Origin of the sequence: Enterobacter adelaidei (genome assembly GCF_041937165.1) — a bacterium.
Classification (GTDB): Bacteria; Pseudomonadota; Gammaproteobacteria; order Enterobacterales; family Enterobacteriaceae; genus Enterobacter; species Enterobacter adelaidei.
Genome location: NZ_CP154354.1, coordinates 241,792 through 256,249, shown reverse-complemented (window position 1 = coordinate 256,249; position 14,458 = coordinate 241,792). Strand labels below are relative to the sequence as shown.

The window sequence follows — 14,458 nt, the reverse complement described above, 5'->3', positions numbered from 1 at the left end:
GATTGCCCTAAATGGCGATGAATAAAAAAGAACAAGCCGCGTATGATGAGCTGGTGGCACAGGCCAGAATAAACCGCGCTTTACGCTGGTCTGACTATGGCGTTGAACGCGATATGCCCGTACCAGAGGTCTCGGGGGAATACCAAAACGGCTGGAGCTTCAACACCGCCACTGGCACTGTTTATCCGACATGGAGCGGAACTACGGTTCACGGCACACGGGAAGAGGGAGAGGTTGTCGATGCAACCTCCCGCCGCATGCGAGGCATGAATGGTAGCCAGAACGGCATACCACAATACAGCACCAAAGAACGCGCCCTGAAGGCATTACGCTGTTCGCTTGAAATCAAGTTTGCCATGCAGCTGGATGCCATAGATAAAGCTATCGCAAAAGAAATAGAGCTGTCCACCGCTCGCCGGGAGAGCGATACATCAGATGCCTAGCGGTAAACCATCAATTCAGGCCCGTGATCAGAGGGGCCTTAACGCCCTGAAAGAGGCGGTTCCAGCGACGGCACAACTACAGATGCGGGTTACCCCTGAACGTAAACTGCGTTACGTCAATCAGGCAAAGGCCGAAGGTCTGGGTCTAACAGACTGGGTCCAAAAGCATATGGATAACGTGTGTGATCTGGCAGGCCAGCCTGAAATAACCATGTACAAAGATGATGGAGAAACAAGTGGCCAAAAATAACAACAGTCTCAAACAGCATGTCTTCAATATGCTGTCGGCTGGCAGCGAACTTAAAGAAGTGAAGCGTTTTCTCACCAGCAAGCGAGTTAAAGCCCGCCTGGCAGTGTCAATGATCCACGAGCAGGCGATTGCTGTGCAGAACACTGAATACCAGAATTATCCGGCTTATAGCTAACTGGTAACAACAATTACAGAGAGATACTTAAAATGAGCGTAAACCCAGAATACACCAGGGTTCAGCATGTCCAGATTATTCGCGAGCGAGATGGGCAGAAGGAAGTTGTTCGAGTCTATGATGAAGATGGCGACGTGGTTCTGTGTTTACCTGCCTACATTCAGGATGAGGAAATAAATCTTATTCTGCGCCGGTTGAATGACGTATATTCAGTCGGATATCGTGTAGGTGATGCAGCCCGCCGCCGCGCCATCAAAAAAGCGCTGGGGGATGATGAGGAGTAAGGCCATTTTTACTGGCAAGATATCTGTATACCGGAGTCTTTAGAGTACGTTCTAATGGCTCCGGATTATTAATACTGTTTTACTCATGCAATAAAAAGCAAACCAAAATTCTTTCGCTAATTCATTTTTAAATGCTCAAATCATTAAATGTAAGGAGCGTTATTTATCAATAGGTATGGCGTTCTTAATGGCTATTAAGCTAGTTCTGCTTTCGCTTGCTTCTGGAAATTAGGGAAACCTAATTTTACCCTATCAAAAAGTAACTTTTCTGGTTTTGTTGCATTCACGTAAACAAAAAAGTCCCGCCGGGCAGAAAAGAAAAACATCAAAAATAGCTATTTTCCCGAAAAGATCACGAACACTGAAAAAGTATCATGGGGAACCTGATCAGGAGACAACCCATGAAAATCAAACTAGCCCTGCTTATTGCATTTGCAGGTTTCAGCGCAGGAGCTTCCGCTGAAATCGCAGAATTCAGCTTTAAAGATACCCTGAACGTTAAAAAGACCGTATCGCCTGCATCCGTATGGATTAATCCGGTAACGAGCTTTGACGTTGCCGTTATTTCCGGTCTGGACCGTTATATTACGCTCAGTCTGCTGAAAAGTGACGGGAGCCTCATCTGGAGCACGAAAAGCAGCCTGGTTACCGTTGATGACCGTACCACATCTTCGACAGGCTTTGATTATTACGGCAAGACTCTGACCGTACCAGCGATGGGAGAAGATAGCTTCACCCTCAGAGAGGTGATTACCGACTTGCAAGGGAAGGAGGTCTCCCGGCAGGATTACCCGCTTGCAATTGACCGAACGCCTCCGGCAACGGGTACCATAAGTTATACGAGAAATGGGTGGAACTTTGGCAGCGAAGCGATCTTCACTTCAGTACCAGCCGGTATGCAGTACGCCAGCGTCCAGGCACTGGTCTTTAATGGACTGAGTGATAAAGGTTCCGGGCTTGCTAATGCTGAATATTTCATAACCGATGCCGCTGGAGTGGAGCGTAAAAAGCCAGCGGAAATTAATACAGTGGAAGGTAGCGTAACCGTTCAAGTCGCCGACGCAAGCAGCAATGCCCTGGCACCGGAAAACCGCTCTGAATATAAAGTGGGGATCTACCTTTATGACAAAGCGGGAAACAGGAGCGAACTAAGCCGCCGAAGCGTAATTGATCGGGTTAAGCCTGACGATATCATCCAGGTGCAGGACGCCACTACCGGATCATGGGTCTCCTATCAGTCTGGCATGACCGTCTTCCAGAACCCTATTTCCGTACGGGTATTAAGGAAGAAAAGTGACTTTACTGCTGTTAACGGTTCCAAATATGGCTGGGCGGACTCGAATTTCCAGACGTCCGATAGCACTTATAATATCTATACTTTCAAATACATATATCCAAATGTGGGGGATACTTATCATGAATTTCAGACTCTGGCGGGAGGAGTAAGACGAATTCATCATAACTCCCTCAACTTCACTCCAGCCCCGGCGATGGAAATAGCCCCGAAGATAGTGGCTAAAGAGATGTACCGGAGTGATACCAGTGAGTGGTTAACTCAGGCCTCAATCAGCGTTAAAACCGCCACCATTAGCCGCATAAAGGTAACCGCAGAACCCCGACCATACGTGCAAAAGTTCAGAACGGTAAAAAATGCAGCCTGGTTCTGCACTATTCCTGTCGGACAAAGTTCATGCGAGATGACGGTTAACTTCAACTACACCAGTGACAAAGGATTTGAGTATCTGCATCTTTACTCGGGAAAAGATGGTGACAGCATATTCGATGCGCTTGCTGGTAATTTTACGGTTATCTGGGATAACAACCCACCGGTGGTTAATGTCGCTCAGGTAAACAAGGCCTCCAAGACAATCACTATGACGGCCACCGATAATGATCGCGTCAACGCCTGGAACATCAGCTACTGGGATACCAAAGTTTTCGAAGCCACCCTTAAAAATGCCCGGGGGGAAACTTTCACCCTGAAGCCTGTGACTGTCAGTGAAAGCGATTATAAAACCAAAAACGCCACTTTCTCATACGCTGGTCTACCGGACGGGGATTATACGGTTGTTAGCGTGTCTGCCACGGATCTTGTTGGAAACACAGGAACCAAAACGCTTAATGCACCGCTGAAAATTGACTCAACGCTTCCGGTTATTGCGTTCAGCTTTAATGGCGCAGACGCAGAAGGAAAACTGGTTAAAGGGCTTGAGAACCTACGCATAAGCGTTACTGATGCCTCTGGGGATGCTTCCCTGATATCGCTTCAGCTCGCTGGTGGACCTAACTCTGAAAAGGTCACCCTTGCATTCACGCCGCTATCCAAGGATGTCTTTATTCCTGAATACCCCAGAATCTTCCCCAATACTGACGAATCGGGACAGATGTATCATCTGGAGGCTCTGGCTATTGACGAATCAGGTAACCGGACCACTAAAACGCTTAATTTTACCTACCAGCCAGCTAACCTGATTATGCTGGATAATCTCAAGACGCTGGCCACAGCCGTAGCACTGAAAGCAACGGACAACACGCCGCTGGCCATCATCCGAACCAGTGTGTTGCGTCGTCAGGACGGTTCTATCATTACCGGACAGTTAAACGGAACCCTGACTGTTCAGAAAAACGCCCAGTTCGGCGTTACGGTTGCCGGAGTTACGGTCCAGCCTGGTGAAACTAAATCGCTGTCACTGGATCTTGGTAATGGTGAAGAGCGCACATATCCCGTTACTCCCGCTGTAAGTGGTCAATCTGGCACGGCCACATTTACTATAGAATTCCCTCAAACATAAACCCTACACAAGGGTACGGTAGTATGCCGTACCCTGTTACGCCATCCTCAATGTAAAATGTAGAGTTGAGCATGACTTAATTATTACTTTCTCATTAAGTGTCTCTTAAACTGCAAACGGGAAAGTAATATTCCCGAGACGGGAAGGACTCCTTCCTTTTGGTTATAATCTATGATGCTAAACTGTGTAATTACACCGGAACAATGTCCTCGTTTAAATCGCTGGCACCAGTACATGATTTATCCATGAATGCTTTTTGATGCAATTTTACTTCAGAATGCTCTTAATTTTTTAAACAAATTATATTTGAATCCTTCGTGTATAAATTTGCAGCCCCTCTCTCAATGTTTTTTTAAAATATTTACTCTCAGGTTATTAGCCAGTAGATTCATTCTGTCATGATTACTCCAGAACTAACCGGAGGAATCACATTATGACCAAATATTATGATCGCAGTGGAATTGAAATCTCCAGCGCAAAAATCCGCTGTGTTGATTCTGTAAAAGGTACTGCGGAATATACTTTTCGTATTGTTTGCGATAAATGCAATGGGCGGGGAGAGCGTAAGCATTTTTATAGAAGTCGCTGTATGGCTTGTAAAGCCACGGGTTACAGCCTCGAAACGACCCGTACTGCTTACACGCTGAATGCGCTGTACCGCATTAATGCGCAAGCTGCCCGCAAAGTGTCAGCATCCCTGCAAGACGAGCGTTTAAGGACTGAAAGCGCCCACAGTTCTGCGTTCACAGCATGGTGCAGGTCTCATCAAAAAATGGTTGATGCAATCACCCAACAATCCAGTAGTAATAATTTTCTGGAAAGCCTTAAGTCTTCTTTAACCCACCAGCGTCAGTTAAGTGATAAGCAGCTGGCAGTTGCCGCCCGCATTTTAGGTATTCATTAATTCAAAGCCCTTTTAATTTAATTTTAAGGTCAATTATTACGGAGGAACTATGATCCATTCATTTAAAGACAGACGGCTTGAAAAGTTCTTCCGTAATGGAAAAACAACGGCAGGTATTCCTTCTGAAATTATTAACGCGATTCTGTGTCGACTTGAAACGCTGGATAATGTCCAGAGTGAGCGGGAGTTATTATCCAACAGCTTGCGTTATGAACGCTTAAGAATGACGTCAAACCGTTATTCCTCCATTCGAGTAAACTCTAAGTATCGATTATTCTTTGAATGGAATGATGGCGCACATAATGTTCATTTGTCTGCACATGACTATAAATCGCTCATCCATTAAGGTTAAAAATGAAGCTATTTTCAATTTCATCCCGGGATACAAGCATGGACGCGATGTTTTATATCCAGGCCAGTACTAAACAACAGGCAAGTTACATATTTAGTACCCTTTCCCCGAAGCCTACTGCGAACTGCCAGCTTACAGATTTGCAGAATGAGACGGTCGTCCCTTCCATAAGCCCTATTTCGCTTTCACTTAACCCCTGGTCGATCAATTCCCAGTCCCGAACCCGGGAACTGCGTATGGCCACGCATGGTCTTAACCTGATCTGTGCAGTCACGGATGAGCATACCCGTCAGATAGTTGACTTTTGCGATAACCTTGGACAGCAGCTTAAGGATCCGGACGACAAAAGCGCCTGGGTTAAGCTCATTAATTCTGAATGCGCTTTGCTTAATTCTCCGCGTCTCTATCCCGTTCTGCTTGAGCCGGATACACCGGCACAATTTGAAATCTTTGTGCCAGCTCCGGAAGATGGAGAACACGACACGGTCATAGCCAGCGTTGTTAAAGAATGTTTCGGAGATGAATGCCGGTACAGAGTAACGGACAAAGCTTTTGCAATGTCGGAAAAGCCAGTCATCAGGCTGGAAGCTCATTTCAATGACAAACGCGAAAAGGTTTTAGAACTGACCTTTTCCTGTTTCAATCTTTCACTCTCAGCGTCCGTGCATGAAAACCAGCTACGTCAGATTTTGTTACTTTGCGAAGACTTTGGCGTAAGGCTTCAGGGTAGAGCAGGGGCATCCTGCCACGTTAATATGCGCAGTGCTTACCGTCGTCTTGCTCATGTTGGCACCGGCTCTCGCCCAGGTGATGACAGTGATGTGCGGGTCTATACCTCGTTAAAAGAAGAAAAAGATGTTAAGAGGCTGCTTGATAAGTCAACCAGGGGAAGTGAGCTTGTACCGGCGAGGCACGGGCAGCAGTTTAACGGGGTCTTAGTGAATGCCACACCCGCATCGGCCACTACTGGTTTCATTTACCTTTCGCATGATTTTCCGGAAGGCCAGTTTATGATGACAGCCGAGGTGTTGCATGTTGGAATTACACCAGGCGGTATTTACTACATTGAAACACTGGACGGTTACCGGTTTATCGTGACAGCGTTTGAGAAGGGATTAATGAACGGTTTGAGGGAGTTTATAGCTGCAAATGAGGAATATTTTAAGTATTACCGCTGGTCTTAGTATCTGAGCTGAAACCGGTAGGCCAGGGAAGGCAACCGGGAAAATGCAATTTAACCTGATCCTATACCTACGACTATCTTTATCCACTTATAATAGCCTCACCAAATTATAATGCCCGATCACCGCATTTGCTTAAACCTCACATATTCTTCTTATGCTTCCCCTGATAATCTACGACCGAAAGACAAAGGAAAGTGAATACGAAATAAGATTTATGAGCACATAAAAGTTACTTTTCCTTGGTGGCACATCACAAACATTGTGGGTTTCATAATCCTTTTTGTTATTTAAAAAGGATGTGTTCAATTCTAATTAAAGGTGGTATTTTTTTTGAAAGTTTGCTGGGAGGTTATTAGCTGGGGGGATGGGTAACAGTATAATAAGTACAGATGAAAAGGAGGTTTTATGAAAGCGTTAGACGTGGTTTCAACTCAACTCAACTTTATTAATCTGTTGGATCAGGCAGGATATGCTCTTTCAGAAATTGTTGTAAAACGCTTCAGTGCTGCACCAGCCTTTAACGAAGGGCACTGGTTGTTCATTGCAGAGCAGGATAACCGCTACATTGAAGTGGTCTGTATTCTCTCTTTAGCTTCAGAAAGCGGAGAGCAGCATATTGATGTTTTTATTAATATGTTCGAAGACCCGATTGATGATGTTATTTCACGAAACATTGAAACCAAAACCTTTGCGACGCTTTATAAATACATTGAACGTATACCTTTTACTCCGGGTGTAAAGAAAGAATTCTTGAGCAGTATTGAGAACATCAATTTTAGTTAATCAAAAACCACAACTTTTTGCCACCAAGTTATTAGGTAATGCTATCAACCTGATATAATTACCTTAACATGAATATGAGCGGAGCCGGGTTATGTCTAATAATACTGAAGTCATTAGCTGTGATTTATTTTCAACTCTATCTTCACTTAATTTTAGCACCGAGGATATTACAGGTTTGACTCCGGCCAACTTTCGAAAGGGAGCTTTCTTACATGCAAAAATTTCTGCTAGCCAGGCCACGCGAGCGACTGATATTTCCATTCAATTACTCACGGATCGTGTTTCAGGTGAAATGAACTACGTAATAGTAATTGGCAGGCACGAAGGACTCCTGCAAAGCGAAGCAATTGACCCAAACGCTGATAAGCAATACCGGGAAAACCGTTATTCTCGCCATTTTATCTCAGTAACCGATGCCAATACCAAAGCCCTGAAAAAAACCTGCAAGGTAATGAAAACATATATCAAAGAGCAGGCATTTAAGCCTAACACCTGGGGGCACAGTTTCATTAAGGGTTGATTTATTCTTGCCCCGGTGAGCCGGGGCAACGCTAAATTAACCTCAAACTGTGCTGGAGGCACAAATGTCTGAAAAACACTTTATCGTTAAAATCCAGAACCGAAACGGCGACCATGAGAATAGCTATGTTCGGTTACTCGTCAGCGATTGTGAGAAAAATGCTTGCCAGACGGCACTCATTTCAGAGTGCCATGGCGAGCTTGAACAGCTGAGTTTTGAAGACGGTGGGGTTTACGACTACAACGGCGAAAATCACTACAGTGTCAGGAGCTGCGTGGAGGTTGCTCCAGAAGACGTTGCAACTTTGCAACGCTTCCTTTAACACCTGCGACATTTGATTAAATATCGGGCGTCCGCTACAGGATGCCCGTGATTTAAACGATTCCTCAAAGATCGCTGTCACTCCTGATAACTGTATTAAGAGCAGGTTTGTGATAGGTTCAGCGTAACAACATTACTGGAATTTTGGTTGCCTTGATGAAGAGCTGCTTTTCTGATTTACCCGTTAAAGACGGCACGTCCGGAACCTGGAAACTGGACACATTCGAAATTACCGCAGATAAGGCGATGAGCCTCGCCCTTCGTGCCGAGTATACAGGTAATACAGACGAGTTTATCCCGCCCGGTAGATATCGGCGTTTGTCCAACGGCTGGGATGTGGTGATGTCCAATACCCCGATGGAGATCAGAACCTGCCAGGATTTTTTAGAGCGAGCCACCGGGCGCGTGCTCATTAATGGTCTTGGTCTGGGGATGGTGCTTCACGCCATTCTTCAAAAAGAAGATGTAACCCATGTAACAGTAATTGAAAAAGAACAGGACGTTATTAACCTCGTTGCGGCCTCGTTTGCAAACGATCCTCGCGTTGAAATTATCCATGCTGATGCAATGATGTATTGCCCACCAGCAGGCGTCACGTACAACGCATGCTGGCACGACATATGGCCAGACTTCGCAACAGCTAACCTCTCACAGATGGATAAGCTGGAAATTAAGTACCGGGACATCTGTGAATGGCAGGGCTCGTGGGGCAGGGAGGAGTGTGAGCAAAAGCACATTGAGTTTCAAAATCTTGGGGCTGATTGAGTACAACTTTTGAAGGTGTCTCCGCTAAAGAAGACTGGGTCTCTTTGCGCATGCCCAGCTGTGCTGCATGACCTGACAAAGCCTATAAATAAACAGATCGGTTTGATTTAGTAATCCCCCTTCCAACCATCAGGCCGATATTTAAACTGCATCTCCATTAAGGATGGCTGATGAGCACGATTTCTACGGATTTAATTGCACGGATCTACGCAGCCTCCGAATTGCCGTTGAGCAACGACGAGCTTTATCGCGAAGTGCAGCGTGAAACTGGCATGTCGGATGCCGAATTGCACGAACTGAAAGAATTTGGGTCAGATAAAACCAGAACCAGCGGCGTCAAACACAAAGTACGCTGGTTTCAGCAGACTCTTCGGCAGGCCGGAGTCATCGAACGCGTTCCAGAAAAACGGGGCGTCTGGAGATACTCCTCTAAGACGAAAACAAACCTACACGAGTCATGGGAAAAGCTCTGTGTTGTCGGTTTCTCAACTTCTCTTGGGGCATCGGTTTTTGGAAACGCCTATGCCTTCTTCAGCAATATCACAGAGCAAATTCATCTTTGCCTGACCTCGCCGCCTTACCTCCTTCGAAATTCAAGAGACTACGGGCATGGCGGGGGGCGTGGCGAGCAGGTTTATATTGACTGGCTTCTGCGTATCCTCGAACCGATCGTGAAACAGCTTGTACCCGGCGCAAGTGTGGCATTGAATATCACTCAAGATAGCTTTAATAGGGGCAGGCCTTCACGTTCTCTGTATCTGGAGCGTCTGACACTGGCATTATGTGACAAGCTGGGGCTTGAGCTCATGGACAGGCTTCAGTGGGTGAATCGCAGTAAGCCCCCATCGCCAACGCACTGGGCATGTAAGCAACGAGTGCAGCTCTGCTCATCGTATGAGCCTGTGCTGTGGTTTACCAATGATGCGAGTAAGGTTCGTTCAAACAACTTACGTGTACTGCAACCGCATTCAGAGCAGCATCTTAAATTGCAGGCAGCAGGCGGTGAAAATCGCACGACCTTTTATGGTGATGGGGCGTACCAGCTTAAAAGCGGATCCTTTGGAAATAAAACAGAAGGAACGATCCCCAAAAATACTTTGTTTTACGGCAATAGCTGCGCTGATACGAGATTTTGCCATTCCATTGCCCGCGAGCTAGGTTTTCCGCTGCATGGTGCAACGTCTCCTACCAGGCTTGCAGCGTTTCTGATTGAGTTTTTGACAGAGCCGGGAGATCTTGTTGTAGATCCCTTCGCTGGCCTGCATAAAGTTCCCATCGCAGCCGAGCGACTTGGCAGACGTTGGCTGGCGACGGACAAAATCATGGAATGGCTGGCGATTTCCCGAAACCTTTTTACGGCCGCACCGGGATATAAGAGTAACCCCATGCTGGACGAGCTCGCCGAACTGTATCGGGCTTAATGCAAGTTAACGGTTTTGATAAAGTGGTTTGAAGCGACAAGCGGTTTATTCATTTTGCATTGTTTCTACCATAAAATGACAATATTAACGGCTTAGCATACGCCGCAGAGATAATTAGGGTGCCATTCATTTCCGGTTGTCTGTATTAACGAGTGTATTCAATATTCACTTGTTTCTCCGATATAGACCCAACAAAAAAAACTGATGGTTGTGATACAGAACTTGTTGAATTAACATCCGGTACATTAACTATATTGGTAATTTAGACGGTTTCTAAATTAAAGTTGGACAGATATGAAGTCAGATACAGAAATGGTTTCTCCTATCGAGTTGCACATTGGCGATCATGTCCAGCGGCATGGTGCTTTATTTGAGGTTATGCATATTGTTGAATCCGAATGCGATATTCCCGGCGGCATCCGGGTAGCAGCATGCATTTCACGGGTTATCGGTGACGTTACGGGCAATATTCCTCGTGGTTGGCTGGAAACACCGAAGCGTATGGCTGAGCGAGGAGTTAAGTGGGCGACGAGTCTGCCTGAGGGGCTTTACTTTAACATCCAGGGGAACGCACATGCGAAAGTAAGCCGGGTTATTCGTAATGTGACTAATTGAAACTTTTTTCTGAATTGCGGTGTAAAAGTTACTTTTCACCGCATCGTTTTCCCTAACTACTAAATCAGAGCTTCTCTGAAATAAGCGGATTTAACCGCTAGCGATTTATTCAGGCCATTTTATTCTAATCATTATCCTACACTTCAAAAATATTCATTATTTTTTCTTCTGACCTATTAGCCAGAATTCTCGATTCGGTATCATTTACTTACGGTAAATCTTTTGAAAACGAGGTAAATGGCATGCATTCTCAGGATCCTATCACGAAATTAACCCAGACGTTGCAACGCGACGATGGTTCTCAGGTTCGTATTGTAGCGCAGCGGGGATATGGAAGTGGGCTTACAGCCTCGCTTGATGTGTACGTTCTCCGTCGTGATTCCTCTGAAAGCAACTGGTCACTGTGCGGAAAAGATCCTCACCCAGAGTGGAGAAAGATGTCAGTAGATGAGTATCAGAAATTTGGACGCTCTGAAATGCTGCGTTATGCCACACCAGGTGAAATTCTCAGGGTGGCATCCGCTATTGGCCAGCCAATGAGCTTCCTCGATGGCAACCCTGCGTTTTAGCCCGAACCCTGGCGACGCCTTTTAAACCGGCGTCATTCTTTTTACGAGCAACAGACGGAGAAAAAATGAATCTGAACGAACGAAGCACGAGCGCAGCAACGCCAGATTTGAGCCGACTTTATCTCATTTCCGGGCGCATTATGTTTGATGATGATGATCAGGCCTACCTGGTCGAAGCCGACTCCCCTGGTGATGCAGAGGAGGCTTTCCGGCATCATATTGCTGACAGTGCCGACGACTTAGAAAAGGTGATTATAGTTTCCTCTACAAGTTTCGCTTCAGCTCACAGCAGTCGCGTAATTTGTCGGCCTGCCGTGAAGTAATTTCAACTTCCAATGATATTTCCCTCTTTATAAAAGCCGCCGTCTGGCGGTTTTTATTTGCAAAAATGAATATTAATCCTGAATGATATTAATTTAAGATGAGGTAGTGTTCATATTCTTCTTCTTAATATTTTTTCTAAAAAAACGCCTTCAGGTTATTAGTTGGTATTAGTGTATTTGTTATGATCTTCTCATCAAATACATTAATTAAATAATCAAGGAGTCAACTGTGGCAGATAATTATACTCAGGCGTCGTTTATTATTCCCTGCACTCAGGAGCAGGCAAAAATGGCACAAGAAGCAATCACATTCGTTACCGAAGCAGAAATTGCAGAAGGTGAGCGTTTGCTTGATAAGCCACTGACAGATTGTTCTCTGACTGAGAAGCTGATCCTCAGTATTATCGAGAACCACCCTGAGTATGACCCTTCTGAGCCGAGCTTTGGGCAACCATCCTGCCCAGACTGCAATTATGAACTGTTGTTCGCAACAGAAGTTACCAGCAGTGGGCTGGCAGTTTTTCATGGAGAGACCATTGATCTTGACCATGCAATTTGCCTCACAACTGCCGTGCTGTCGGTATTCGACCTCTCGGAAATGGTAACAATTACTGCTGCATTTACATGCAGTAAAAGCCGGACAGATGAATTTGGGGGTATGACTATTCTGGTCACAAAGGATACCCACTATTACCAGGATGGCTGTCAGTTTTCTCGTCTCATGAATGAGGCTCACAAAGCCGGTATCCAGTATGCTCTGTGTAAAGTGACGCATTACCACGGTGAGAGCAGCTATGTGGCAAGCTATGTCCTGAGCTGCGACGTAGCGGATTCAGCCCAGGAGGTCGTTAACAAACGACTGAAGGCATGTGCCGGAAAAGAGCCAGAAGACGGAATCTATATTCTGTGTGAAGAAGACAACACTAGTCTTTCGGTCGAACTCGTTACAGAACTGTCTCCGCTCGATTACGACAAGCTGAGCAAGCTTCTCCCTTCCCTTGACACCCTTTGCGGCGCTTAAGCCTGCCAATTACCGTAGCCACCGGTTTCCCCGGTGGCCTGGAGCCTGCCATGACCAATAAATTCATAGTTTCTACCGTTGATTGTATCAATGAATTTGCAAGTGACGTTCCGCAGAGTGTTTCCTTACGGATAGATACAATGCTTGAACAGCGTATCCGCAAATTGGCGGCATACGTGAAAGAAAACGATCTTCATTTAACTGAGTTTTACTTCTATGAGGCTTTGTTGAATAAATCGAACTTTTGCTGAGTTGAAGGATCAGATCACGCATCTTCCCGACAACGCAGACCGTTCCGTGGCAAAGCAAAAGTTCAAAATCACCAACTGGCCCACCTACAATAAAGCCCTCATCAACCGTGGCTCCATAACTTTCTGGCTGGATGATGAAGCTATTCAGGCCTGGTATGAGTCGGCAACGCCTTCATCACGGGGAAGACCTCAGCGCTATTCTGACCTTGCCATCACGACTGTGCTGGTCATTAAACGCGTATTCAGGCTGACCCTGCGCGCTGCGCAGGGCTTTATTGATTCCATTTTTTCTCTGATGAACGTTCCGCTACGCTGCCCGGATTACAGCTGTGTCAGCAGGCGGGCAAAGTCGGTTAATGTCAGTTTCAAAACGCCCACCCGGGGTGAAATCGCACACCTGGTAATTGATTCCACCGGGCTGAAGGTCTTCGGTGAAGGCGAGTGGAAAGTCAAAAAGCATGGCCAGGAACGCCGCCGTATCTGGCGTAAGCTGCATCTCGCCGTTGACAGTAAAACACATGAAATCATCTGCGCTGACCTGTCGCTGAACAACGTTACGGACTCAGAGGCCTTCCCCGGGTTAATCCGGCAAACCCACCGGAAAATCAGGTCAGCCGCCGCCGATGGCGCTTACGATACCCGGCTATGTCACGATGAACTGCGGCGTAAGAAAATCAGCGCGCTTATCCCGCCCCGAAAAGGTGCGGGTTACTGGCCCGGTGAATATGCAGACCGTAACCGTGCTGTTGCGAATCAGCGGCTGACCGGGAGTAATGCGCGGTGGAAATGGACAACAGATTACAATCGTCGCTCGATAGCGGAAACGGCGATGTACCGGGTAAAACAGCTGTTCGGGGGTTCACTGACGCTGCGTGACTACGATGGTCAGGTTGCGGAGGCTATGGCCCTGGTACGAGCGCTGAACAAAATGACGAAAGCAGGTATGCCTGAAAGCGTGCGTATTGCCTGAAAACACAACCCGCTACGGGGGAGACTTACCCGAAATCTGATTTATTCAACAAAGCCTCTTTTCTTTTAAAAATAAATTATTCAGATTTATTTTCTATTGATTTAATGAGGTAGGGAATGACAGAAAGTGCTTTGCTTTTGCGAGAGGCATTTAATGAATCGGTTAACTATATGACATGGTCTTTTTATTCACTGATAACTGCTTACGTTTCGATGGCTTTTTATGATAGAGTTGAGGTTAAGACCCGAATAAATAATTATCTGAATAAGTTACTTTTCGTGATTGCTATGTCCGTTTTTATCCCAAATATGTACTTTGTTTCAATGGTGTTCAGTCAGAAGTTAGGCACCGCAGCTGGCGTTGCGTCATTCATTATTGGGCTACTTTTCATGATGTTAAACTCGGCACCTGTAATTACTGGTATCGTACAGCAGCGCAAAGATTGAGTTTTATGAGTATAGTCAGTTGGGTTTTCATCTGTTTTATCAGACTTAGAAAAATGAAATCTTTCAATT

19 protein-coding genes are annotated in these 14,458 nt (G+C 45.9%); all 19 read left to right on the top strand.

Annotated elements, in window-relative coordinates:
- Positions 1-11 precede the first annotated feature (11 nt).
- A complete protein-coding gene (locus AAHF05_RS23885) occupies positions 12-443 on the top strand; it encodes a hypothetical protein (RefSeq protein ID WP_001251242.1) in 432 nt (143 codons plus the stop codon).
- A 221-nt stretch (positions 444-664) separates the two neighbouring features.
- A complete protein-coding gene (locus tag AAHF05_RS23880) occupies positions 665-868 on the top strand; it encodes a hypothetical protein (RefSeq protein WP_012477421.1) in 204 nt (67 codons plus the stop codon).
- Positions 869-900: 32 nt separating this feature from the next.
- Entirely contained in the window at positions 901-1,152 is a 252-nt protein-coding gene (locus AAHF05_RS23875; protein ID WP_000115760.1) for a hypothetical protein, read from the top strand.
- Positions 1,153-1,553: 401 nt separating this feature from the next.
- Positions 1,554-3,944, top strand: a complete 2,391-nt coding sequence (locus AAHF05_RS23870; protein ID WP_000694552.1) for an Ig-like domain-containing protein — start codon at positions 1,554-1,556, stop codon at positions 3,942-3,944.
- A gap of 433 nt (positions 3,945-4,377) precedes the next feature.
- Positions 4,378-4,848: a hypothetical protein gene (locus AAHF05_RS23865; protein ID WP_000170639.1), complete on the top strand. Its 471-nt coding sequence runs from the start codon at positions 4,378-4,380 to the stop codon at positions 4,846-4,848.
- 49 nt (positions 4,849-4,897) lie between these two features.
- Positions 4,898-5,194, top strand: coding sequence for a type II toxin-antitoxin system RelE/ParE family toxin (locus AAHF05_RS23860; RefSeq protein ID WP_000581857.1), 297 nt, complete (start codon positions 4,898-4,900; stop codon positions 5,192-5,194).
- A gap of 44 nt (positions 5,195-5,238) precedes the next feature.
- Complete coding sequence (locus tag AAHF05_RS23855) at positions 5,239-6,384, top strand: hypothetical protein (protein ID WP_000339750.1); 1,146 nt, start codon at positions 5,239-5,241, stop codon at positions 6,382-6,384.
- 405 nt (positions 6,385-6,789) lie between these two features.
- Positions 6,790-7,167 (top strand): hypothetical protein, encoded by a 378-nt coding sequence (locus tag AAHF05_RS23850; RefSeq protein WP_000645320.1) that lies wholly within the window; start codon positions 6,790-6,792, stop codon positions 7,165-7,167.
- A 91-nt stretch (positions 7,168-7,258) separates the two neighbouring features.
- The gene (locus tag AAHF05_RS23845; protein WP_000069824.1) at positions 7,259-7,687 is read left to right on the top strand and encodes a hypothetical protein; all 429 of its coding nucleotides are present in this window, start codon (positions 7,259-7,261) and stop codon (positions 7,685-7,687) included.
- A gap of 64 nt (positions 7,688-7,751) precedes the next feature.
- A complete protein-coding gene (locus AAHF05_RS23840) occupies positions 7,752-8,009 on the top strand; it encodes a hypothetical protein (protein WP_001290639.1) in 258 nt (85 codons plus the stop codon).
- Between the two features lie 155 nt (positions 8,010-8,164).
- Complete coding sequence (locus AAHF05_RS23835) at positions 8,165-8,773, top strand: hypothetical protein (RefSeq protein WP_000833775.1); 609 nt, start codon at positions 8,165-8,167, stop codon at positions 8,771-8,773.
- Between the two features lie 170 nt (positions 8,774-8,943).
- Positions 8,944-10,194 (top strand): site-specific DNA-methyltransferase, encoded by a 1,251-nt coding sequence (locus tag AAHF05_RS23830; protein WP_000104393.1) that lies wholly within the window; start codon positions 8,944-8,946, stop codon positions 10,192-10,194.
- 294 nt (positions 10,195-10,488) lie between these two features.
- Entirely contained in the window at positions 10,489-10,809 is a 321-nt protein-coding gene (locus tag AAHF05_RS23825) for a hypothetical protein (protein WP_000834113.1), read from the top strand.
- 242 nt (positions 10,810-11,051) lie between these two features.
- Positions 11,052-11,378 (top strand): hypothetical protein, encoded by a 327-nt coding sequence (locus AAHF05_RS23820; RefSeq protein ID WP_000556022.1) that lies wholly within the window; start codon positions 11,052-11,054, stop codon positions 11,376-11,378.
- A gap of 65 nt (positions 11,379-11,443) precedes the next feature.
- Positions 11,444-11,701, top strand: a complete 258-nt coding sequence (locus AAHF05_RS23815; protein WP_001052325.1) for a hypothetical protein — start codon at positions 11,444-11,446, stop codon at positions 11,699-11,701.
- Between the two features lie 229 nt (positions 11,702-11,930).
- Positions 11,931-12,722: a hypothetical protein gene (locus tag AAHF05_RS23810; protein WP_000774871.1), complete on the top strand. Its 792-nt coding sequence runs from the start codon at positions 11,931-11,933 to the stop codon at positions 12,720-12,722.
- A gap of 50 nt (positions 12,723-12,772) precedes the next feature.
- On the top strand, positions 12,773-12,973 hold the full coding sequence (locus tag AAHF05_RS23805) for a hypothetical protein (protein WP_022646497.1): 201 nt from the start codon (positions 12,773-12,775) through the stop codon (positions 12,971-12,973).
- A gap of 1 nt (position 12,974) precedes the next feature.
- Positions 12,975-13,943: an IS5-like element IS903B family transposase gene (locus tag AAHF05_RS23800; protein WP_072223036.1), complete on the top strand. Its 969-nt coding sequence runs from the start codon at positions 12,975-12,977 to the stop codon at positions 13,941-13,943.
- Positions 13,944-14,059: 116 nt separating this feature from the next.
- Complete coding sequence (locus tag AAHF05_RS23795; protein WP_000140246.1) at positions 14,060-14,389, top strand: hypothetical protein; 330 nt, start codon at positions 14,060-14,062, stop codon at positions 14,387-14,389.
- Positions 14,390-14,458 lie beyond the last annotated feature (69 nt).

Excerpts from the sequence above, each read along its gene's own strand:
- AAHF05_RS23815 (WP_001052325.1), top strand. The coding sequence starts at position 11,444 with ATGAATCTGAACGAACGAAGCACGAGCGCAGCAACGCCAGATTTGAGC.
- AAHF05_RS23825 (WP_000834113.1), top strand. The coding sequence starts at position 10,489 with ATGAAGTCAGATACAGAAATGGTTTCTCCTATCGAGTTGCACATTGGC.
- AAHF05_RS23880 (WP_012477421.1), top strand. The coding sequence starts at position 665 with ATGATGGAGAAACAAGTGGCCAAAAATAACAACAGTCTCAAACAGCAT.
- AAHF05_RS23855 (WP_000339750.1), top strand. The coding sequence starts at position 5,239 with ATGGACGCGATGTTTTATATCCAGGCCAGTACTAAACAACAGGCAAGT.
- AAHF05_RS23845 (WP_000069824.1), top strand. The coding sequence starts at position 7,259 with ATGTCTAATAATACTGAAGTCATTAGCTGTGATTTATTTTCAACTCTA.
- AAHF05_RS23795 (WP_000140246.1), top strand. The coding sequence starts at position 14,060 with ATGACAGAAAGTGCTTTGCTTTTGCGAGAGGCATTTAATGAATCGGTT.
- AAHF05_RS23860 (WP_000581857.1), top strand. The coding sequence starts at position 4,898 with ATGATCCATTCATTTAAAGACAGACGGCTTGAAAAGTTCTTCCGTAAT.
- AAHF05_RS23850 (WP_000645320.1), top strand. The coding sequence starts at position 6,790 with ATGAAAGCGTTAGACGTGGTTTCAACTCAACTCAACTTTATTAATCTG.
- AAHF05_RS23835 (WP_000833775.1), top strand. The coding sequence starts at position 8,165 with ATGAAGAGCTGCTTTTCTGATTTACCCGTTAAAGACGGCACGTCCGGA.
- AAHF05_RS23885 (WP_001251242.1), top strand. The coding sequence starts at position 12 with ATGGCGATGAATAAAAAAGAACAAGCCGCGTATGATGAGCTGGTGGCA.
- AAHF05_RS23820 (WP_000556022.1), top strand. The coding sequence starts at position 11,052 with ATGCATTCTCAGGATCCTATCACGAAATTAACCCAGACGTTGCAACGC.
- AAHF05_RS23830 (WP_000104393.1), top strand. The coding sequence starts at position 8,944 with ATGAGCACGATTTCTACGGATTTAATTGCACGGATCTACGCAGCCTCC.
- AAHF05_RS23840 (WP_001290639.1), top strand. The coding sequence starts at position 7,752 with ATGTCTGAAAAACACTTTATCGTTAAAATCCAGAACCGAAACGGCGAC.
- AAHF05_RS23875 (WP_000115760.1), top strand. The coding sequence starts at position 901 with ATGAGCGTAAACCCAGAATACACCAGGGTTCAGCATGTCCAGATTATT.
- AAHF05_RS23805 (WP_022646497.1), top strand. The coding sequence starts at position 12,773 with ATGACCAATAAATTCATAGTTTCTACCGTTGATTGTATCAATGAATTT.
- AAHF05_RS23870 (WP_000694552.1), top strand. The coding sequence starts at position 1,554 with ATGAAAATCAAACTAGCCCTGCTTATTGCATTTGCAGGTTTCAGCGCA.
- AAHF05_RS23865 (WP_000170639.1), top strand. The coding sequence starts at position 4,378 with ATGACCAAATATTATGATCGCAGTGGAATTGAAATCTCCAGCGCAAAA.